This window comes from Streptomyces sp. NPDC107522, assembly GCF_055657525.1.
This window is the reverse complement of the sequence record NZ_JBVKAU010000002.1, coordinates 151459-171340: the sequence shown is the minus strand read 5'-3', so window position 1 is coordinate 171340 and position 19882 is coordinate 151459. Positions and strand designations below refer to the sequence as shown.

Below are 19882 nucleotides of genomic sequence, written 5' to 3'. Positions count from 1 at the left end.
CTTTGCGGGTGATGTTGGTCCCGCACAAGAGCGCCGTGTTGCATCCGTGTAAATCACGCCTCACACAACGCGTCGCACACCACTGGTTTCAGCAGCCGCCGCGGTCCTCGGTGAGCACGCCTTGGACGCTGGTGAGGGAGCGGTCGTAGCAACTGCCCGAGCCGTACAGGCGATAGCGCTCGCTCGTCGTGCCGACCGCGTGGCGCTGGTCGCGCGGTACGTTCACCGTCCAGGTGGCGTCGCCCGTGTAGGTGTCGTCGAGCCGGGACCAGGCCGTGCGCCGGCCGCCGTACGCCGTGACGGCCGCGGCACGGTCACCGAGGGTCAGCACGGTACGCAGCCGGTCGTCCGCGCCGAGCGTGGTCGTGCCGTCCATCGTGTAGGTCCGCTGCGTGCGCGTCGTGCGGGCCGGTCCGGGTCCGTCGACGGTGAGGAACTCGTCGTCCGTCCAAGTGGCGTCGAGCGCGTCGAGGTTCTCGCCGTCGGTCCAGCGGTGCACGGAGGTGTTGGTCAGCGCGCGTCGGACGGTCGTCGTCACCCGGCCGTGCGAGGTGTCGACGTAGCCGGCGACGGTCAGCCGGTGACCACCCTCCGTGTCCACCCGGTGCTCCGAACCGGGCGTGTAGGTCGAGGAGTTGGCGAGGTCGGCGGCCCTGTGCACGGTCAGCTTCCCGGTGACGAGTGTGTTCTTCGCGTCCTGCCAGACGAAGACGTTCACCGGCGCGCTCCAGCCGCTCTGCCCCTCGGGGACGCCGGCGACGGAGACCTCGACGCGATGCGGGCGGCCGTCGTTGAGGATGCCGGCGAACGGTGTCAGGTCGTATTCGATCGGCTTGACGTCGAAGGCGCGCGGCCCCGGGACGACGTACCAGAGGAAGGGGTTGGACCAGCCGCCCGTCCACACGTGCGGGAACGGCGCGGCGATTCCGGCGAGCCGGCCGTCGACCTCGATCTGCACCTCGCGGTAGGGGCCGCCGGCGGCTTTGCAGGAGTAGGGCGCGGGGTCGGGCACCGACAGGTACCAGTACTCCTCGCAGCCGCCGCCGGAGCCGGTGGCGTAGACCTCGGCGACTATGCGTTCGCTGTTGCGCGGGGTGGTGAGCGTGCCGTCGTGGAGGGTGAGGACGCGGTCGGGGGTGGTGGCGGGGTGGTCGGGAGCCGTGGCACGGTCGGAGGCCGTGGCGGGGCGGGCGGCGTAGAACGTCAGCGTGACCTTGACGTCGATGACGCCGGTGTACGTGTCGTCGACGACGTTCCCGATGAGCATCTCGACGTCCTGGCTGCGGCGGAGGGTGTCGCTGTAGCGCGTGACGTCCTTCTCCACGGACCACTCGATGCCGTCCGGTGACGGCTCCGGAGTCGACGTACGGAAGATCTCGACGCCGCCGACATGCAGATAGCCGAGCCGGTCGTACTGACGTCCCTTGACCTTGCCGTCCATGCGCAGTACGACCTTGCTCCAGCGGTCACCGCAGCCGTCGGGCGGTGTGTAACTGCCCTTGTAGGGGGTGAAGTCGCGGAACTGCGCTTCTGCGACGGTGACTTGGCAGGACTTGCCGGAGGGCTTGGGGACGGGCGGGGCGGCGGTGATGGGGTCGTGCCAGTCGGTGCCGAACTCAGCAGGTACGTCGGCGGATTGGGCGGGGGTGGCTCCGAGGAGGGTGCTCGCCAGGAGGGTCGCTCCTGCGAGCATGGACATGACCATCCGTCTCTTCATGGCCGTGTTCTACGGGGAGTTGGGCACCCCTCGCAATGACGCCTCCGCCGTCAGTGCGGGCTTTCCAACTCCGCCCTGTCTCCCATCACCACCACAGGATGCCGGTCCGGATCGAGCGTGCGCAGCAGGTACTCCATCGCGGATCCGGACAGACTGACGCAGGCCGACGTACCGCTCCCGTGGTCCATGTGCAGCCAGATCCCACCGCCCTTGGACTGGCCCTCGGGGCGGGTGGGGTCGTTGGGGGGCGTGCCTGCGACGCGGTTGTAGTCGATGGCGATGACGTAGTCGAAGTCGTGCCAGTACGACTTCGCCCACCAGCGCGGGGCCGCGAAGCCCGCGGACCTCGTGTACGGCAGCCTGGCCCCGGGGTCCTTCCGTACGCCGCCCGCGTCGCTCAGCGTGAACACGCCGACGGGACTGCGGTTGTCGCCCTCGTGGTGGTGGGGCGTCCAGCCCTTCTTGCCGTTGTGGGCGGGCCAGCTGCGGATACGGTCCCAGGTGGAGCCGCGCTTGGTGTACAGCACGACCGTGGAGTTCGGGGAGTCCTTGCCGTCCCCGTAGACCGCCACGACCTGGCGGGAGTCGGCGGGGATGCGTCGCTGCCAGCGGTCGGCGACGCCGGGGATGCGGGTCGGATCCCGCGTGGGATCCGTGGTGGCAACCGGGCTCGTGCGGGCGCCCTTTCCGACGTCCGCGCCGCCGTGCGCCGCGCCGCCGCACGCGGTGAGGGTTGTCAGGGCCGTCAAGAGGGATCCGAGGGCCGCCGTCGCGACCATGGCACGCCGTAGTCCGCCGTTCCGCATCGTTCCATGGTGGCACCGCGTTCGGGGCGGAACCCGGATTCGGGAACCGCGCGCCGGAGTCGGGCACTACACGCCGGAGCGGGTCCGCAAGCCGGATTCGGGCCGCGAGCCGGATCTGTACGGCGTCACGGAAAACCGTTTGCGCCCGACCACTCTGCGACGCGAACCTGTCACGGTTTGCTGCCGCTGTGCGCTGCCCGTTCCGCGCACCGGCATCCCGTCAACTCCCCATCCCTCCCCCCACTGACACGAGCCACTGGGACGTCATGCAGATTCAAGACCTTCCGTATCCCGATCCAGGCGTGCCGGACGCGCGCTCGGGTCCCCGATTCCTGTGGTGGCTCTTCAGGAACCAGGCGGGCGGACAGCTGAAGTCCCTGGCCTGGGGGCTGCTGCACTTCCTGTCCGTGTCCGCGCTGCCGTTCTGCGTGGGTGTCGCCGTGCAGGCCGTCGTCGACCGCTCCGGCGCGCAACTCGCTCTCGCGGGCGGCCTGCTGGTCCTGTGCTGCGCCGGAAACGCGCTCGGCGACACCTTCCTGCACCGCACCGCCGTCACCAACTGGATCACGGCGGCCGCCCGCGTCCAGCAGGTACTGGCCCGCAAGGCCGCGCAGCTGGGCTCGGCGCTGACCCGGCGGGTCGCGGCCGGTGAGGTCGTGGCCGTCTCCACGGGTGACGTCGAGAAGATCGGCTGGTTCGTCGAGGCCTGGTCCCGGTTCACCGCGGCCGCGGTCACCATCGTGGTGGTCTGCGTCGGCCTGCTCGTCTACCAGCCGGCGCTCGGTGTGGTCGTCGCCGTGGGCCTGCCCGTGCTGGCGGTCGCCGTGCTGCCCCTGCTGCCCCGGGCCACCAAGCGGGCCGACTTCCAGCGCGAGAAGGCGGGCCGCGCCACCGAACTGGCCTCGGACACCGTCGCGGGCCTGCGCGTCCTGCGCGGCATCGGCGGCGAGGAGCTCTTCCTCGACCGCTACCGCCGCGCCTCCCAGGAGGTGCGCCACGCTGCCGTGCGCAGCGCGCGGATGTGGTCCCTGATCTCGGCGATCCAGGTGCTGCTGCCGGGGCTGCTGCTGATCACGGTGGTCTGGTACGGCGTCCACCTGGCCCGCGAGGGCCGGGTCACCGTCGGTGAACTGGTCACCGTCTACAGCTCGATCATGATCCTCACCTATCCGCTGCGGCACTTCGAAGAGATCGCGATGGCCTACTCCTTCTCCCGGCCGTCGGCCCGGCGGGCCGCGCGCGTGCTGTCGCTGGAGCGGGCAACCGACACGGACGGGTCGCGTGACGGGTCCGAGGTGCCCTCCGGGGACCTGTACGACCCGGCCACCGGGCTGCTCGCCCCCGCGGGCCGGCTCACCGCCGTGGTGTGCGGCGACCCGGACGCGGCGGGACGGCTGGCCGAACGGCTCGGCGGACACGCCTCGGAGGAGGGCACCGCGGTACTCCTGGGCGGCGTCCCGCTCGACGAGTTGCCGCTCGACCGCGCGCGTACGTCCGTCCTCGTGCAGGACAAGGATCCGGTGCTGCTCTCCGGCACACTCCGCGAACTGCTCGACGTGCCAAGGTCCGGCCATGTCGGTGCCGAGGAGGCGCTGGCGGCCGCGCAGTGCGCGGACGTGCTGGACGCCCTGGTGCAGGGGTCGCTGGACGCCGAGGACCCCATGGACGCCCGTATCACCGAACGCGGCCGGTCCCTGTCCGGCGGCCAGCGGCAGCGCCTCGCGCTCGCCCGGTCGCTGATCACGGACCCGGAGGTGCTCGTCCTGGACGAGCCGACCTCGGCCGTCGACTCCCACACGGAGGCGCGGATCGCGGAGGGCGTGCAGAACCTGCGGGCGGGGCGCACGACGGTGGTGTTCACCTCGTCGCCCCTGCTGCTGGACCGCGCCGACCGGGTCGTGCTCGTCCACGAGGGCGAGGTGGCCGCGGTCGGCGTGCACCGGGAGCTGGTGCACGGCGAGCCGCGGTACCGGGCCGTGGTGACCCGGGAGACCGACGAAGAGGCCGCCGTGAGCGAGGGCTTGGGCGCTGCCCGGGGCGATGACCTGGGCGCCGCCCGGGGCGGACGGTCCGCCCTCGACGACGTACTGAAGGAACTGGAAGAAATCGAGGAATCGGCATGATCGGCGTGGCGCCACCGGCGTACGACCCGGCGGCCCCGACGACGGCGAACACCCTGCCGGTCGGCGCCCCCGCGACCGTACGCGCCTATGTGGTCGAGTTGTTCCGTCGGCACCGCCGTGCCTTCCTGCTGCTCATCGGCGTCAACACGGTCGCCGTGGTGGCGTCGATGGCGGGGCCCTGGCTGCTGGGCGGGCTGGTGGAGCGCGTGTCGGACGGGGCCGGCGAACGCGAGCTCCATCTGGAGCTCACCGTCGGGCTGTTCGTGGCCGCGCTGGTCGTGCAGGCCGTGTTCGTGCGGCAGGTGCGGCTGCGCGGCGCGATGCTCGGCGAGCGGATGCTGGCCGATCTGCGCGAGGACTTCCTCGTCCGGTCGGTCGGGCTGCCGCCCGGTGTCCTGGAGCGGGCCGGGACGGGTGACCTCCTGTCCCGGATCACGACGGACATCGACCGGCTGGCCAACGCGATGCGCGAGGCGGTGCCGCAGCTGGCGATCGGTGTGGTGTGGGTGGTCCTGCTGCTAGGCGGGCTCGTCGTCACCGCGCCGCCGCTGGCTGCCGCCGTGCTCCTCGCCGTGCCGCTGCTGGTGATCGGCTGCCGCTGGTACTTCAAGCGGGCGCCGTCCGCGTACCGCTCGGAGGCCGCCGGGTACGCCGCCGTGGCCGCCGCGCTCGCCGAGACCGTGGACGCCGGGCGCACCGTCGAGGCCCACCGCCTCGGTGAGCGCCGCGTCGAGCTGTCGGAGCGGCGGATCAAGGAGTGGACGGCCTGGGAGCGCTACACGCTCTGGCTGCGATCGGTGCTCTTCCCGTTCATCAACGTCACCCATGTGATGATCCTCGGCTCGGTCCTCATGGTCGGCGGCGTGTTCGTCCTGCAGGGCTGGATCGGGGTCGGTCAGCTGACGACGGGTGCGTTGATCGCGCAGATGCTGGTGGATCCCGTCGGGCTCATCCTGCGCTGGTACGACGAGCTGCAGGTGGCCCAGGTGTCGCTGGCCCGGCTGGTCGGGGTGCGGGACATCGAGCCGGAGGCCGGGGACGCCCTGCTGGCGCCCGACGGCCGTGACGTGCACGCCGACCGGGTCCACTTCGGCTACCTGGAGGGCGTGGACGTGCTCCGCAAGGTCTCGCTGGAGGTCGCCCCCGGCACCAGGCTGGCGCTGGTCGGCCCCTCGGGCGCCGGCAAGTCGACCCTGGGCAGGCTGCTCGCCGGCATCTACGCGCCCCGGGACGGCCGGATCACCCTGGGCGGTGCGGAACTCTCCCGGATGACCGCGGAACGCGTCCGCTCCCACGTGGCTCTCGTCAACCAGGAGCACCATGTCTTCGTGGGCTCCCTGCGCGACAACCTGCTGCTGGCCCGCACCGACGCGACCGACGCCGAGCTGTGGGCGGCGCTGGGAGCGGTCGACGCGGACGCCTGGTCCCGTGCGCTCGACGACGGTCTGGACACCGAGGTCGGCTCGGGCGGGTTCTCGCTCACCCCGGCCCAGGCCCAGCAGATCGCGCTGGCCCGCCTGGTGCTTGCGGACCCGCACACGCTGGTCCTGGACGAGGCGACCTCGCTCCTCGACCCCCGCGCGGCCCGCCACCTGGAGCGCTCCCTGGCCCGCGTCCTCGACGGCCGCACCGTGGTCGCCATCGCCCACCGCCTGCACACCGCCCACGACGCCGACGTCATCGCCGTCGTCGAGAACGGCCGGATCAGCGAGCTGGGCAGCCACGACGAGCTGGTCGCCGCGGGCGGGGCGTATGCGGCGCTGTGGCGGTCGTGGCACGGGTGAGCGGCTGACCGACCGGGCAGGGCCAGGGAGAAGGTCCGGCCACTCCTTCTGCTCAGGGAGCCGGCTTCCGCCCCATGGGTGGTGCAAGCCTGCTCCGGTCGGGCCACCTGGATCGCCTACGGGGCGGCCGACACCGTCGACGGGTCCTGCTGTCGGCGGATGACGGCCGCGTCCGCTCGTCGGCCGTTCTTCCTGCTGACGTCATCCGGCCCCGTGCCTGGTCGTACCGCGCCGCCGGGACGGGTGCGGCCCGTCCCCTGCTCCGGGGGCGCGGCGCGACGGGCTGCGGGCGGCCCTCGGACCGGGATGTGTCCGTGCCTCCGTGCCGTTGCGCGGGGGCGAAAAGGGGTGGAAGGCTGGATAGCGGCACCGGTTCGGGGAGCGCCCGGGAACCACGCGGTTCGCCCGGATGCAGCCTGTGCCCCCTGCCGCGGCGGCCCGGCCACGACCGCGGTGAGACCGGGCCCGTCCCCATCACCTGGAGGTACCCGTGAACAACGCCGACGGATGGGGAGACGACGTCTATCAGCCCGACGCATCCGATCAGCGGGAGGACACGGGGCTGCTCGACGCGGAGGACACCCTGGAGAACGACGGTGTGGACGATCCCCTGGACCGGGGCTGGTCCCCTCCGGAGAGACCGTGGGCCGTGGAACACGTCGGTGTGACGGCGGCCGAGCGCCACGCGGGCGAAACGCTGGACCAGCGGCTCGCCGAGGAGCAGCCGGACCTCGCCGTGCCGGACGGCGACGGCATCGGCGACCACGACACCGACGGCGAGCTGCTCGACAACGAGGTCGGCGCCGCGCGCTCCGGCCGGCTCGTGGCCCCTGACGAAGGCGCCCACGAGGACGAGGAGAGCGCCCTGGTCGCCACGGACGTGGGGATCGACGGTGCGGCGGCCTCGGCCGAGGAAGCCGCGGTGCACATCGTCGACGAGGACGCCCTGTCCGGCTGACCCGCTCTGCCCCGGCCACGCCCACCACGCCGTACACCGACGCCGTACGAGGAGCAGGCATGCAGCAGGACAAGCACCCCGAGTACCACCCCGTGGTCTTCCGCGACCGTGCCGCCGGTTACGCCTTCCTGACCCGGTCCACCGCGACCAGCGACCAGACCATCGAGTGGGACGACGGCGAGACCTACCCGGTCGTGGACGTGGAGATCTCCTCGGAGAGCCACCCCTTCTACACCGGCAAGGCACGCACGGTGGACTCCGAGGGCCGCGTCGCCGCCTTCGAGCGGCGCTACGGCGGCGGGGCCGGTCAGGGTGGCTGATCCCTGAGTTCATCAATCCATGACGTTCATCAATGCATGACGTTCGGCGGTCACATCCGGCCTTCGAGATCCGTCAGTGCTGCGGAAGCACACGGAACCTGCTCGAAGCATCCGGGAGGAAACGTCATGACCACGCAGCCCCGCATCCCCAACCCCGTCACCGTCGTCCCCGAGTTCGCCGCGGTCCCCGCGGCCCTCTTCAAGGCCGTCGGCAACGGATCGGTCCCCCAGACCACCATCAGCCTCGTGCAGCTGCGCGCCGGCCAGCTGGTCGGCAACACCTATCTGACCGTGCTGCACACCGGCAACCTCCGCCGGGCCGGAGAGTCCGAGGAACGGATCACGGGCGTGGCGACCTGGCAGGACGCGCCCTACTACACCGACAGCGAGCGGGTCGCGCTGGCCCTCGTCGAAGCCGTCCTCACCGCGAACCCGCGGGGCGAGCGCGTCCCGGAGGACCTGTTCGCCGAGGCGTCCCGGCACTACGACGAGAAGGCCCTCACGACGCTGACGATCGCGATCGGCCAGGTCTGCTTCTTCGTCCCGTTCGCCCTCATCGGCCGGCCGCTGCCCGGCGTGGCGCCCGAGGACCAGTGGAGGAACTGACGGCCACGGCCCGAGGGTGGGGAACGGCGACCGCGCCCCGCCCTTGAGCCGTCCCCCGCCCTTCCCCTCGATCCGTGCCCCACCCTTGAGGGGCCGTCCCCTCAGATCACGTTCAGCGCCGCCGCGCAGCCGACCCCACCGAGCACCATGAACGCCGGCATCAGCACCTTGAGCTCGACCCAGCTGCCCGCCCGGAACCGCATGGCCTTGGGCGGGCCGATCGGGTACCACCGCTTGCGGCCGACCGGTATCGGCCACAGGATCGGGCAGCCCGACACCGTCAGCGCGTCCCCGATGTCGTGCACCAGCGCGCCCAGCACGATCGGCAGCCCCAGCCACAGGTACTCCTGGCCCGGCGCCGTGAACAGCCAGTCCGACCCGTTGCCCGGCTTGTCGAGGACACCGGCGAGGATCCACGAGCTGGTCGCGGCCAGCAGCCACACCAGGACATCGGCGCTGGCGCCACGGGTCGCGCGCCACAGCAGGCCCTCGATCGCCAGCACGAGGTGTGCGAAGAGGATCGCCAGCACCGCCCAGCGGCCGCCGGTGATCGCCAGGACCGAGGCGCCCGCGCCGATCAGGACCGCCCACAGCCAGGTGTGCGTGAGCGTGCGGTGCCCACCGGAGCGACGCGGGTCACCCTGCTTCCTTGTCGACTTGTAGACGGCGTAGGAGAGCTTGTCGACGATCTCGCACAGCCAGCGCGAGAGCGGTCCGAAGGCCCGCGAGATGGTGGCGGCCTTGTGATCGAGGTCCGGGGCGAGAGCCGCGCCGGCGCAGATCAGCGCGCCGGACAGGAGGACGGGCCAGGGCATTCCGTGCCCGGCCGCGGCGGCGGCCGCTCCGACGCCGAGCCAGGCGGCGGCGCCCGACAGTGAGTGTGCTGGTCCCATCATCGGTGTTGCCCGCCCCATTCCTCGTGTGCCGCTGTCCAGTTGACCGGGTTCGCTGACGTGTAGTCGGCGACACAGCGTAGCGTTCGCGATCTTCGTACCTGCAGCCGATTCCCCTATGGACGACCGGGGCAGGCAAGATGGGTGGGTGACCCTCATCGATCAGCTGCCGCCGACCGCCGACCCCGACGCCCTCTACGAAGCCTTCGAGTCGTGGGCCGAGGAGCGTGGCCTCACCCTCTACCCCCACCAGGAGGAGGCGCTGATCGAGGTGGTCTCCGGCGCGAACGTGATCGTGTCGACACCCACCGGCTCCGGAAAGAGCATGATCGCCGCGGGCGCGCACTTCGCCGCGCTGGCCCGGGACGAGGTCACCTTCTACACCGCTCCGATCAAGGCGCTCGTCTCGGAGAAGTTCTTCGAGCTGTGCAAGATCTTCGGCACGGAGAACGTCGGCATGCTGACCGGCGACGCCTCCGTCAACGCGGATGCCCCCGTCATCTGCTGCACCGCCGAGGTGCTCGCGTCGATCGCGCTGCGCGACGGCAAGCAGGCGGACGTCGGCCAGGTCGTCATGGACGAGTTCCACTTCTACGCGGAGGCGGACCGCGGCTGGGCCTGGCAGATCCCGATCCTGGAGCTGCCGCAGGCGCAGTTCATCCTGATGTCGGCGACGCTCGGCGATGTCTCGATGTTCGAGAAGGACCTCACCCGGCGCACCGGCCGCCCGACGGCGGTGGTCCGCTCGGCGACCCGTCCCGTGCCGCTGTCCTACGAGTACAAGCTCACCCCGCTGACCGAGACGCTGACGGAACTCCTGGAGACCAAGCAGGCGCCCGTCTACATCGTGCACTTCACGCAGGCGCAGGCCGTGGAGCGGGCGCAGGCGCTGATGAGCATCAACATGTGCTCGCGTGAGGAGAAGGACCAGATCGCCGAGCTGATCGGCAATTTCCGCTTCACCACCAAGTTCGGCCGCAACCTCTCCCGTTATGTGCGGCACGGCATCGGCGTCCACCACGCAGGCATGCTGCCCAAGTACCGGCGGCTGGTGGAGAAGCTCGCGCAGGCCGGTCTGCTGAAGGTGATCTGCGGCACGGACACGCTCGGCGTCGGCGTCAACGTCCCGATTCGCACAGTGCTGTTCACGGCCCTCACCAAGTACGACGGCAACCGTGTCCGCACGCTGCGCGCCCGTGAGTTCCACCAGATCGCGGGCCGCGCCGGCCGGGCGGGCTTCGACACGGCGGGCTTCGTCGTCGCCCAGGCCCCCGAGCACGTCATCGAGAACGAGAAGGCGCTCGCCAAGGCCGGTGACGACCCGAAGAAGCGCCGCAAGGTCGTCCGCAAGAAGGCACCCGAGGGCTTCGTCGGCTGGACGGAGAACACCTTCGAGAAGCTCATCGCCTCCGAGCCGGAGCCCCTGACCTCCCGCTTCCGGGTGACACACACCATGCTGCTGTCGGTGATCGCCCGTCCAGGCAACGCCTTCGAGGCGATGCGGCATCTGCTGGAGGACAACCACGAGCCGCGCAAGCAGCAGCTGCGGCACATCCGGCGCGCGATCGCGATCTACCGCTCGCTGCTGGACGGCGGCATCATCGAGAAACTCGACGAGCCGGACGCCACCGGCCGCATCGTGCGCCTGACGGTCGACCTCCAGCAGGACTTCGCGCTCAACCAGCCGCTGTCCACGTTCGCGCTGGCCGCCTTCGAGCTGCTGGAGCCGGAGTCGCCGTCCTACGCCCTGGACATGGTCTCCGTCGTCGAGTCCACCCTGGACGATCCGCGGCAGATCCTCGTCGCCCAGCAGAACAAGGCCAAGGGTGAAGCCGTGGCCGCGATGAAGGCGGACGGCGTCGAGTACGAGGAGCGCATGGAGCGCCTCCAGGACATCACCTACCCGAAGCCGCTGGAGGAGCTCCTCTTCCACGCGTACAACACCTACCGCAAGAGCCATCCCTGGGTCGGCGACCATCCGCTGTCTCCGAAGTCCGTCATCCGGGACATGTACGAACGGGCGCTGTCCTTCACGGAGTTGGTGTCCTTCTACGAACTGGCCCGCACCGAGGGCATCGTCCTGCGCTACCTCGCCAGTGCCTACAAGGCCCTCGACCACAACATCCCGGACGACCTCAAGTCCGAGGACCTGCAGGACCTGATCGAGTGGCTCGGCGAGATGGTGCGCCAGGTCGACTCCAGCCTGCTCGACGAGTGGGAACAGCTCGCCAACCCGGAGGAGATGACCGCCGAGGAGGCCCAGGAGAAGGCCGACGAGGTCAAGCCGGTCACCACCAACGCGCGTGCCTTCCGCGTCCTCGTCCGCAACGCCATGTTCCGCCGCGTCGAGCTCGCCGCGCTCGACCAGGTCGAGGAACTGGGCGAGATGGACGCCGAGTCCGGCTGGGACGCCGACGCCTGGGGCGAGGCGATGGACAAGTACTGGGACGAGTACGACGACCTCGGCACGGGACCCAACGCCCGCGGTCCCAAGCTCCTGGTGATCGAGGAGGAACCGGCGAGCCGCCTGTGGCGGGTCCGCCAGATCTTCGACGACCCGAACGGCGACCATGACTGGGGCATCAGCGCGGAGATCGACCTCGACGCCTCCGACGCGGAGGGCCGCGCGGTGGTCCGCGTCACCGACGTAGGCCAGCTGTGAGCACAGGAGAATCCCACCCATGACGACGAACCCGGCCGAGAGGCTCGTCGACCTGCTCGACCTGGAGCAGATCGAGGTCAACATCTTCCGTGGGCGCAGCCCGAATGAGTCCCTGCAGCGGGTCTTCGGCGGCCAGGTGGCCGGCCAGGCGCTGGTCGCCGCCGCGCGCACCACGGACGGCGACCGGCCCGTGCACTCGTTGCACGCGTACTTCCTGCGCCCGGGCCGGCCGGGCGTGCCGATCGTGTACCAGGTCGAACGGGTGCGGGACGGCCGGTCCTTCACGACCCGCCGGGTCACCGCCGTGCAGCAGGGCCGCACGATCTTCAATCTCACCGCCTCCTTTCATCAGCCTGAACAAGGGAGCTTCGAGCACCAGCTGCCGCCGGCCCGCAAGGTCCCGGACCCGGAGTCGCTGCCGTCGGTCACCGACGAGATCCGGGAGCATCTGGGCGCGCTGCCGGAGCAGTGGGAGCGGATGGCGCGCCGTCAGCCGTTCGACATCCGCTATGTGGACCGGCTGCGCTGGACCGCCGAGGAGGTCAAGGACGCCGAACCGCGCAGCGCGGTGTGGATGCGCGCGGTCGGGCCGCTGGGTGACGACCCGGTCGTGCACACCTGCGCGCTGACCTACGCCAGTGACATGACCCTCCTGGACGCCGTCCGCATCCCGGTCGAACCCCTGTGGGGCCCGCGGAGCTTCGACATCGCGTCGCTGGACCACGCCATGTGGTTCCACCGGCCGTTCCGCGCGGACGAGTGGTTCCTGTACGACCAGGAGTCGCCGATCGCGACCGGCGGACGGGGCCTCGCCCGCGGGCGGATCTACGACGTGGAGGGACGCCTGCTGGTGTCCGTCGTCCAGGAGGGTCTGTTCAGGGCGCTGTAGCCCGGGGCAGGCTCAGGGCGCCGCCGTCCGGACAGTCCGGCGGCGAAGCCAGCTCAGCAGACCGCGTGACGGTTCCGGCTCCTGGGGCCGGGGCGCACCGATGTGCACGGGGTGCGCCGGCGCCGGGGCCCGACTCGCTGTGGGGCGAGGCGCGGGCCGCTTCTCGCGCGCTTCGGCCAGGACGGCGGTCAGGTCGGCCCGCAGCAGGCTGATCTCGTCCGGGTCGTCCGCCGTCATGAGCTTCTCGGCGATGTGTGCGGCGGGCGATCCGGGGGCTCCGGACACGGGTGGTCCTGGCCGGAAGCGGTTGAGATGGGAGCGTTCATAGGGGTCGGGGGCGATTTCCGCGATCTGGACGGGTTCGAGGAAGGCGGCCAGCGCGCCGGCCCTCTCCCACGGGTCGTCGGCCTGTCGCAGCAGGAATCCCCGGTGCCGTCCGCGCCAGTTGCGCGGACGTAGATCGACACCGGCGTCCAGCATGGCGCGCAGCCCCTCGGGCATGCGGCGGGACTTCAGTAGCGGGGCGTTCTTCTCGTCGGCGGCGAACTGCTCCAGCTCCTCGGCCAGATACAGCCAGACCACGGCCCGGTAGCGGTTGAGGTACCACTTCACCGGCACGACCAGGCCCAGGCGTGCGAGGCGCGTGAACCTGCCGGGGGGCACGCGCATCGCTTCCGCGCCGTCAGTCGTCCCGGTGACCTTCACGCGCTCCAGCAGCGAGTCGGGGAACCCCGCGCCCGCCCTCAGCCGTTCGACCTCGGAGCGGAGGACGCGTCGGCCCCCGCCTCCCTCGTCGGGCACGGTCCGGATGAGTCCGAGGTGGACGGCGAGGTCCAGGTCACCTCGCTTCAATCCCAGTTCCCGGGCCGCGCGGCCCGGGTGCAAGGAGAGGTGGTGCGGTTTGGTGATGATGTCGCCTGACATGGTCGTCTCCCCCGTGGAGTCAGTGGGTCACGCTGTGTGCGCTCGCCGTGACAGAAACCGTAGCCGGTCCGCCGACTCTCGTGGCGGGCCTGTGGATAACTCCGCGGGGGACGACGAATCAGCAGGTCAGAGCTCTGTGGTCGGAGCCCGTTCGGGCTGCCGGGCGTCCACGTCGAGGTGCTCGCCGACCCGGTTGACGAGCAAGGTCATCTCGTAGGCGATCTGGCCGATGTCGGCCTCGGCGCCGCTGAGTACGCACAGACAGCTGCCGGTGCCCGCCGCGGTGACGAACAGCACGGCGTCGTCGAACTCGACCATCGTCTGGCGCACTCTGCCCGCGCCGAAGTGCCGTCCCGAGCCCTTGGCCAGGCTGTGCAGTCCGGACGAGACGGCGGCGAGGTGCTCGGCGTCCTCGCGTCGCAGCCCCGTGCTCGCACCGGTCACCAGGCCGTCGTTGGACAGCACCAACGCATGCCGCACATGATCGACGCGCTCCGTCAGGTCGTCCAGGAGCCAGCCAAGTCCCTGGTTCTGCGCCATGATCCGGTCTCCCCGTGTAGATGTCTCCCCCTGCACCGGAGGATCTCTTCTTCGCCACCCTTCCCGACAATCCGGCCCACGGGCAAGGAGGATGGGGGCATGGCGCAGAAGATGACCGATGAGGAATGGCGTGCGTTCGTCTCGTACGGCACACGCACCGGAAAGCTGTCGACCGTACGAGCCGACGGCAGTCCGCATGTGACGCCGATCTGGTTCGTGCTCGACGGGGACGAGGTGGTGTTCAACACCGGCAAGTCGAGTGTGAAGGGGCGCAATCTGGCCCGTGACGGCCGGGTGGCGCTGTGCGTGGACGACGACCGGCCCCCGTACGCCTTCGTGATACTGCAGGGCACCGCCCGGATCTCGGAGGATCTCGGCGAACTGCGGCACTGGGCCGGCCGCATCGGGGCGCGGTACATGGGCGAAGAACGCGCGGAGGAGTTCGGGGCCCGCAACGGCGTCCCTGGGGAACTCCTCGTCCGCGTCAAGATCGACAAGGTGCTGGCGCAGAAGGCCGTCTCGGACTGATGGCGCTCCGAACCCCGGCCGGTACCGGAGGCCGACGCGGCTGAAACCGGTCAGCCCACCGAGTCGAGCAGCCGGGCGGTGTGCATCCGCCCGGCGTACTCGACGAGCCGGATCAGCACCTCCTTGCCCGAGTCACGGTCTCGCGCGTCGCAGAGCACCACGGGCGTCCCCTGGTCCAGGTCGAGGGCGCGTGAGACGTCGGCGGCGCCGTACGTACGGGCTCCCGCGAAGCAGTTGACGGCCACGACGAACGGGATGTGCCGGTGCTCGAAGTAGTCCACCGCGGGGAAGCAGTCCTCCAGGCGCCGCGTGTCCGCGAGGACCACCGCGCCCAGGGCTCCCTGCGACAGCTCGTCCCACAGGAACCAGAAGCGGTCCTGTCCGGGGGTGCCGAAGAGGTAGAGGGACAGGCCGGACCGGATGGTGATGCGTCCGAAGTCCATGGCGACGGTCGTGGTGACCTTCTGGTCCACGCCGTCGGTGTCGTCCACCGACTGCCCGGCCTCGCTGAGCAGTTCCTCGGTGCGCAGCGGCCTGATCTCACTGACCGCGCCCACCAGCGTGGTCTTGCCCACGCCGAACCCGCCGGCGACAAGTATCTTCAACGCCAGGGCGGTGCTCTCGCCACCGGAGGCGTCGGAGTGCTCTGAGACCATCGATCACTTCTCTCGGGAGTGCCGGCATCGGTCGACGTCGGTGTGCGAAGTCAGCATCATGACAACTGCGGTTGCCCTTCGTGGGATCGGACCGCATTTGGCCGGATCTGAAATGTCATCTACAGCGCCCGCAATCCTTCGATCACCTCGCGCAGAATCCGCTCGTCCGGAAGCTGTGCGGGCGGTACCGGACGGCTGACGGTGACGCAGCCCAGTTCCAGGAGATCGCCGAGGAGCACCCGGACGACCCCCACGGGCAGGTCGGCGCCCGCGGCGAGTTCCGCGACCGACTGCGTTTCGGTACGGCACAGTTCGATGAGGGCCCGGTGTTCCGGTCCGAGCGCGGTGTCGTCGTCGGCTCCGGGCGCGGCGGCGTCCAGCGTGACGAGGGCGATCAGGTCGAAGCGCACCCCGGTGGGGCCGGGTCTGGTGCGTCCGCCCGTCATGGCGTACGGGCGTACCAGGGGCCCGGCCTCGTTGTCGTACCACTGACTGCCCTGCTCGCGCGGGGTGTCCGTCGTGTCCTCGGTCATCGTGCGCGGACCGCCCTTCCGCTCATCCCGCGGCGGGTGGCCGCGCGGCGGCGCGCGGCGGCGTGTAGAGGTGCTCGCCGACGCGTTTGACCAGCCGTGCCATCTCGTACGCCACCAGCCCGATGTCGGCGGTCACGGCGGTGAGGACGGCGAGGCAGGAGCCGTCGCCCGCGGCCGCCACGAACAGGAAGGCGTCGTCCATCTCGACCATGGTCTGCCGCACCCCGCCGGCGCCGAAGTGCCGGCCCGCGCCCTTGGCCAGGCTGTGGAAGCCGGAGGCGACCGCGGCGAGGTGCTCGGCGTCCTCGCGGCGGAGGTCGGTCGACGCGCCCACGGCGAGTCCGTCGGTGGACAGCACCACGGCGTGCCGCACCTCGCTCACCCGCAGCACCAAGTCGTCCAGCAGCCAGTCGAGTTCACCGGACCGCTGCGCGGCCCCCCTGGTCGGGTCCTGGATCATGCGAGGTCTCCTTCGCTGCTGTCGCTGCGCGCTGTGGAATCGGGAGTGGCGCCGCGGCCGGGTTGCCTGCCGCCGCCGCGTGCCCAGCCGTCGCGGTAGGCCGCCATGCGGTCCCTGACGACTTCCGGGGTGCGCTGGTCGTCGTCCCGGGAGGGGGTCGTCCCCGGTGGTTCCTCGGGGCGTCCCTCCCGCAGTTGGGGCGCGAGGCTCGCCTGCCGTACGCGGCGCGGAAGGTCGTCGGAGGCTTCGGAGTCGTCCGGAGGGCGGTGCAGTCGCAAGGTCGTGACTCCGGGGTGTGGGGTGTCGGTCGTGGACTCGGCCGCGGGCGGGGCGGGAGCCATCAGGGCGGGCCGGTCGGCGGCCGCGTGGACGGGCTCCTGGTGTCGGTCGGCGACCGAGTGGACGGATCCCTGGTGCCGGTCGGCGCCCGGCACGCGCGCGTACTCGCGTTCGGCCGACCGCTCGGTGTCCGCCGGCTTGCCGCGGGAACGTTCCGCCGTGGCGTTGTGCAGCAGGGCCGTGGGCAGCAGGACGACCGCGGTGGTGCCGCCGTAGGGGGAGGTGCGCAGGTGCACTTTGATGCCGTGCCGGGACGCGAGCCTGCTCACCACGAACAGGCCGAGCCGGTCGCTGTCGAACAGGTCGAGCGCCTCGGACTGCTCGATGCGCCGGTTGGCCTCGGCGAGGCTCTCCTTGCCCATGCCCAGGCCGCGGTCCTCGACCTCGACGGCGTAGCCGTTGCCGACGGGTTCGCCGGTGATGCGCACGCGCGTGTGGGGAGGCGAGAACTGGGCCGCGTTCTCGACGAGTTCGGCCAGGAGGTGGGTGACGTCGGCGACGGCCGCGCCGATGACGGAGGCCTCGGGGAGCTGTCGTACCTCCACGCGCGCGTAGTCCTCGACTTCGGAGACGGCCGCACGGACCACGTTGGTCAGGGAGACCGGCATCCGCCAGGCCCGCCCGGGCGCCGCGCCCGAGAGGATGATCAGGCTCTCGGCGTGGCGTCGCATGCGCGTGGTGAGGTGGTCGAGCCGGAAGAGGTCACTCAGTTCGTTGGGGTCGTCGGAGCGCCGCTCCATGCTGTCCAGCAGGCTCAGTTGGCGGTGCACGAGGACCTGGCTGCGGCGGGCGAGGTTGACGAAGACCCCGGAGATGCCGCTGGCGAGCTCGGCGCGCTCCACGGCGGCCCGGAGCGCGGCGCGGTGGACGGTGCCCAGGGCCTCGGCGACCTGACCGGTCTCGTCCTCGGCGGGCGACCCGGGCGGTGCCTCGGCCCGGACGTCGATCTCCTCACCTGCCCGCAGTTTCCGCATGGCCTCGGGGAGTTTGCGCCGGGCGATCTCCAGGGCGCTGTTGCGCAGACTCACCAGCTCGACGACGAGGCCGCGGCCGATGCGTACGGAGATCACGAGAGAGGCGGCGACGGCGGCGAGGCCGAGGAGGACGGCCGCACCGGCCGGGGTGAGCAGCCCGCGGGTGAAGGGGTCGGCGCGATCCGCGACGCCACGCCCGGCGTCCTGTTCGATCGTCCGCATTCCGGCCTGCACGCGCGCGTGTGCCTTGCTCCAGGTGGACTCCGCCGCCGCGTCGATCGCCCGTACGCCCGGTGCGGCGGCGAGGACCTTGTCCTCGACGGCGGCCACCGTCGCGTAGGCGCTGCCGTCGGCGAGGCTCTGCCAGGCCGTGTGTTCCGGGCCGCTCAGGTCGGCGACGGCGGACTCGGTGAGGGTACGGCGGGTGTCGACTGCGCCGGTGAACAGCCGCAGCCGCTGCCCGTCGAGGCGCCCGGCGTGGCGTGCGCTGTCCAGCACGACGTCCTCTTGGGCCAACGCCTCTGCCGCGCGGGCGAATTCGAGCAGTACGCGCGCGTCGGAGCCGAGCTCGGCGTCCTGGATGCCGGTGAGCGCTCCGCCCACCGAGAACGCGCCGGCGATGGTCTTCGTGTACCGCCCGTACGCCTCGTCCCAGCCCGAGCGGCGGTCGAGGACGGCACTTCGTACGGTGCTCAGCTGCTCGGCGCCGGTGACGAAGGCCTCCAGCCGCCGGGCCACCCCGGCGGGGAGTTCCTCGCCGTCGGCGACCGTGCTGCGGTTGTCGAGCCGCAGCCGTGCCACCGCCTTGTCCGTGTCCTGCGCGAGCTTCTGGTAGGCACCGCGCTGCCCGGCGGACGGGTCGCCCGCATAGCGCACCGCGGCGGCGCGTTCGGCCTGGAGCGCGGCGACGGCGGTCGCGACGGGCGCCCTGATCTCGGAGTCGACGCGCTGCAACTGGCGCAATCTGGAGACGTCCTGCGCCGTGGTGACGGTGGCGTAGGCCCACAGGGCCAGCAGGGAGACGACCGGCACCATCAGCAGGCAGACGATCTTGGCGCGGACGGTGCGCGGCCGTAGACGCCAGCGCTCCGCGCGCGTGGGCATGTCGTCCGGCGTCCCGCCCGTGGGTTCTTCGGGCCCTTCGTCGGCCGGCGGTCCGGCATGGGCGCGGCGGCCGCGCACGGGGGGCGGCGACGGCGTCTCGGCGCCGGCTGCGGTGGTCCTACGGGGTGTACGCATGGCCTCCTCGCTCGGAAGTGGTTCGGGGGCGTGCCTTCCCGGGCCGTCCCCGGTCGGGACCCGCCGCTAGCCGGCGACGCCCCCGACCGGCCGCTGGGCCGACGCGGATGCCTCGCGCTCCCCCGAAGTGGGCGACAGGGCGACGAAGGCCGAGGTCAGGAAGAGGTAGGAGCCGAGGCCGACGGCGAGGGGGAAGATGAACTGCATCGCCGTGGCCCCGGGCAGGACTCCGCCGGAGGGCGTCACGTCCACGCCCACCGCGAACATCCCGGTGTAGTGCATGCTGCTGACCGCGGCGCCCATGATCAGGGAGGCGATGGTCACGGCGATCGGCGACTTGATGTTGAGCGCCGCCCACAGGGCCGCGGTCGCGGCGACGACGGCGATCAGGACGGAGAGTCCGACGAGGGCGGGGTCGTAGGTGACGTCGCCGTGGAGTCGAACGGCGGCCATGCCCAGGTAGTGCATGCTCGCGACGCCGAGCCCGGTGGTGAGCCCGCCGAGGAGGAGCGCGCGGTTGCGGTCACGGCTGTATCCGACGGCGAAGACGCCGGCGCAGACGACCGCCATGGCGACGAGGAGGCTCACGATGGTGAGCGGCACGTCGTAGCGGATGTCGGTGCCGCTGACGCTGAAACCCAGCATGGCCACGAAGTGCATGGTCCAGATGCCGGTGCCGATCGCCGAGGCCGCGGTGACGAGCCAGTTGCGGCGCGAGCGCCCGGTGGCGCCGAGCGCGCGGACGGTGCAGCGCAGCCCCAGCGCGGCGCCTATGCACGCCATCACGTACGACAGCACGGGGGTCAGCCAGCCGAGGGCGGCGTGGTCCAGGTGTCCCATGGCCCCGGGACGCTAGCCGGGGCACAGGCGCACGAAGGGGGCGCATTTCGAAAGCTGTTGGAATATGACGCACAGATGCACCGGAACGATC

The 19882-nt window shown here is 71.3% G+C and carries 18 protein-coding genes; 8 read left to right on the top strand and 10 right to left on the bottom strand.

Annotated elements, in window-relative coordinates; genetic code table 11:
- Window positions 1–88: 88 nt before the first annotated feature.
- A complete protein-coding gene (locus ACZ7L6_RS05940; RefSeq protein WP_471920751.1) occupies window positions 89–1717 on the bottom strand; it encodes a peptide-N4-asparagine amidase in 1629 nt (542 codons plus the stop codon).
- 50 nt (window positions 1718–1767) lie between these two features.
- Window positions 1768–2523 (bottom strand): hypothetical protein, encoded by a 756-nt coding sequence (locus ACZ7L6_RS05935; protein WP_471920750.1) that lies wholly within the window; start codon window positions 2521–2523, stop codon window positions 1768–1770.
- Between the two features lie 266 nt (window positions 2524–2789).
- Here ACZ7L6_RS05935 and ACZ7L6_RS05930 point away from each other — a divergent pair, with 266 nt between their 5' ends.
- From ACZ7L6_RS05930 to ACZ7L6_RS05910, 5 genes are all read left to right on the top strand, one after another.
- Window positions 2790–4646 (top strand): ABC transporter ATP-binding protein, encoded by a 1857-nt coding sequence (locus ACZ7L6_RS05930; RefSeq protein ID WP_471920749.1) that lies wholly within the window; start codon window positions 2790–2792, stop codon window positions 4644–4646.
- Entirely contained in the window at window positions 4643–6430 is a 1788-nt protein-coding gene (locus ACZ7L6_RS05925; RefSeq protein ID WP_471920748.1) for an ABC transporter ATP-binding protein, read from the top strand. The genes ACZ7L6_RS05930 and ACZ7L6_RS05925 overlap by 4 nt, the downstream gene beginning before the upstream one ends.
- Window positions 6431–6920: 490 nt before the next feature.
- The gene (locus ACZ7L6_RS05920; RefSeq protein WP_471920747.1) at window positions 6921–7388 is read left to right on the top strand and encodes a DUF5709 domain-containing protein; all 468 of its coding nucleotides are present in this window, start codon (window positions 6921–6923) and stop codon (window positions 7386–7388) included.
- A 59-nt stretch (window positions 7389–7447) separates the two neighbouring features.
- Window positions 7448–7708: a type B 50S ribosomal protein L31 gene (locus tag ACZ7L6_RS05915; RefSeq protein ID WP_471920746.1), complete on the top strand. Its 261-nt coding sequence runs from the start codon at window positions 7448–7450 to the stop codon at window positions 7706–7708.
- Window positions 7709–7834: 126 nt separating this feature from the next.
- Window positions 7835–8314, top strand: coding sequence for a carboxymuconolactone decarboxylase family protein (locus ACZ7L6_RS05910; protein ID WP_471920745.1), 480 nt, complete (start codon window positions 7835–7837; stop codon window positions 8312–8314).
- 101 nt (window positions 8315–8415) lie between these two features.
- Here ACZ7L6_RS05910 and ACZ7L6_RS05905 read toward each other — a convergent pair whose 3' ends face one another.
- Window positions 8416–9210, bottom strand: coding sequence for a metal-dependent hydrolase (locus ACZ7L6_RS05905; protein WP_471920744.1), 795 nt, complete (start codon window positions 9208–9210; stop codon window positions 8416–8418).
- Between the two features lie 145 nt (window positions 9211–9355).
- On the opposite strand from ACZ7L6_RS05905, the gene ACZ7L6_RS05900 reads away from it, so the two are divergent.
- Entirely contained in the window at window positions 9356–11869 is a 2514-nt protein-coding gene (locus tag ACZ7L6_RS05900; RefSeq protein ID WP_471920743.1) for a DEAD/DEAH box helicase, read from the top strand.
- Between the two features lie 19 nt (window positions 11870–11888).
- On the top strand, window positions 11889–12758 hold the full coding sequence (locus ACZ7L6_RS05895; protein WP_471920742.1) for an acyl-CoA thioesterase: 870 nt from the start codon (window positions 11889–11891) through the stop codon (window positions 12756–12758).
- Between the two features lie 12 nt (window positions 12759–12770).
- On the opposite strand, the gene ACZ7L6_RS05890 is transcribed toward ACZ7L6_RS05895, so the two are convergent.
- Window positions 12771–13682: a DUF6397 family protein gene (locus tag ACZ7L6_RS05890; protein ID WP_471920741.1), complete on the bottom strand. Its 912-nt coding sequence runs from the start codon at window positions 13680–13682 to the stop codon at window positions 12771–12773.
- Between the two features lie 126 nt (window positions 13683–13808).
- The gene (locus tag ACZ7L6_RS05885) at window positions 13809–14222 is read right to left on the bottom strand and encodes a roadblock/LC7 domain-containing protein (protein WP_398824076.1); all 414 of its coding nucleotides are present in this window, start codon (window positions 14220–14222) and stop codon (window positions 13809–13811) included.
- A gap of 99 nt (window positions 14223–14321) precedes the next feature.
- On the opposite strand from ACZ7L6_RS05885, the gene ACZ7L6_RS05880 reads away from it, so the two are divergent.
- Window positions 14322–14750 (top strand): PPOX class F420-dependent oxidoreductase, encoded by a 429-nt coding sequence (locus ACZ7L6_RS05880; RefSeq protein WP_471920740.1) that lies wholly within the window; start codon window positions 14322–14324, stop codon window positions 14748–14750.
- A gap of 50 nt (window positions 14751–14800) precedes the next feature.
- Here the strand turns inward: ACZ7L6_RS05880 and ACZ7L6_RS05875 are convergent, their stop codons facing one another.
- The 5 genes from ACZ7L6_RS05875 to ACZ7L6_RS05855 form a co-directional block, all read right to left on the bottom strand.
- Entirely contained in the window at window positions 14801–15406 is a 606-nt protein-coding gene (locus tag ACZ7L6_RS05875; RefSeq protein ID WP_471920739.1) for a GTP-binding protein, read from the bottom strand.
- 119 nt (window positions 15407–15525) lie between these two features.
- Entirely contained in the window at window positions 15526–15939 is a 414-nt protein-coding gene (locus ACZ7L6_RS05870) for a DUF742 domain-containing protein (RefSeq protein ID WP_433036992.1), read from the bottom strand.
- 22 nt (window positions 15940–15961) lie between these two features.
- On the bottom strand, window positions 15962–16399 hold the full coding sequence (locus ACZ7L6_RS05865) for a roadblock/LC7 domain-containing protein (protein WP_471920738.1): 438 nt from the start codon (window positions 16397–16399) through the stop codon (window positions 15962–15964).
- Complete coding sequence (locus ACZ7L6_RS05860; RefSeq protein WP_471920737.1) at window positions 16396–18951, bottom strand: sensor histidine kinase; 2556 nt, start codon at window positions 18949–18951, stop codon at window positions 16396–16398. The genes ACZ7L6_RS05865 and ACZ7L6_RS05860 overlap by 4 nt, the downstream gene beginning before the upstream one ends.
- Window positions 18952–19017: 66 nt before the next feature.
- On the bottom strand, window positions 19018–19791 hold the full coding sequence (locus ACZ7L6_RS05855; protein WP_471920736.1) for an MHYT domain-containing protein: 774 nt from the start codon (window positions 19789–19791) through the stop codon (window positions 19018–19020).
- Window positions 19792–19882: the final 91 nt, after the last annotated feature.

Bases quoted from the DNA above. Each gene is read 5' to 3' on its own strand.
- ACZ7L6_RS05940 (WP_471920751.1), bottom strand. From the start codon at position 1,717: ATGAAGAGACGGATGGTCATGTCCATGCTCGCAGGAGCGACCCTCCTG.
- ACZ7L6_RS05935 (WP_471920750.1), bottom strand. From the start codon at position 2,523: ATGCGGAACGGCGGACTACGGCGTGCCATGGTCGCGACGGCGGCCCTC.
- ACZ7L6_RS05930 (WP_471920749.1), top strand. From the start codon at position 2,790: ATGCAGATTCAAGACCTTCCGTATCCCGATCCAGGCGTGCCGGACGCG.
- ACZ7L6_RS05925 (WP_471920748.1), top strand. From the start codon at position 4,643: ATGATCGGCGTGGCGCCACCGGCGTACGACCCGGCGGCCCCGACGACG.
- ACZ7L6_RS05915 (WP_471920746.1), top strand. From the start codon at position 7,448: ATGCAGCAGGACAAGCACCCCGAGTACCACCCCGTGGTCTTCCGCGAC.
- ACZ7L6_RS05910 (WP_471920745.1), top strand. From the start codon at position 7,835: ATGACCACGCAGCCCCGCATCCCCAACCCCGTCACCGTCGTCCCCGAG.
- ACZ7L6_RS05905 (WP_471920744.1), bottom strand. From the start codon at position 9,210: ATGATGGGACCAGCACACTCACTGTCGGGCGCCGCCGCCTGGCTCGGC.
- ACZ7L6_RS05895 (WP_471920742.1), top strand. From the start codon at position 11,889: ATGACGACGAACCCGGCCGAGAGGCTCGTCGACCTGCTCGACCTGGAG.
- ACZ7L6_RS05890 (WP_471920741.1), bottom strand. From the start codon at position 13,682: ATGTCAGGCGACATCATCACCAAACCGCACCACCTCTCCTTGCACCCG.
- ACZ7L6_RS05885 (WP_398824076.1), bottom strand. From the start codon at position 14,222: ATGGCGCAGAACCAGGGACTTGGCTGGCTCCTGGACGACCTGACGGAG.
- ACZ7L6_RS05880 (WP_471920740.1), top strand. From the start codon at position 14,322: ATGGCGCAGAAGATGACCGATGAGGAATGGCGTGCGTTCGTCTCGTAC.
- ACZ7L6_RS05875 (WP_471920739.1), bottom strand. From the start codon at position 15,406: ATGGTCTCAGAGCACTCCGACGCCTCCGGTGGCGAGAGCACCGCCCTG.
- ACZ7L6_RS05870 (WP_433036992.1), bottom strand. From the start codon at position 15,939: ATGACCGAGGACACGACGGACACCCCGCGCGAGCAGGGCAGTCAGTGG.
- ACZ7L6_RS05865 (WP_471920738.1), bottom strand. From the start codon at position 16,399: ATGATCCAGGACCCGACCAGGGGGGCCGCGCAGCGGTCCGGTGAACTC.
- ACZ7L6_RS05860 (WP_471920737.1), bottom strand. From the start codon at position 18,951: ATGCGTACACCCCGTAGGACCACCGCAGCCGGCGCCGAGACGCCGTCG.
- ACZ7L6_RS05855 (WP_471920736.1), bottom strand. From the start codon at position 19,791: ATGGGACACCTGGACCACGCCGCCCTCGGCTGGCTGACCCCCGTGCTG.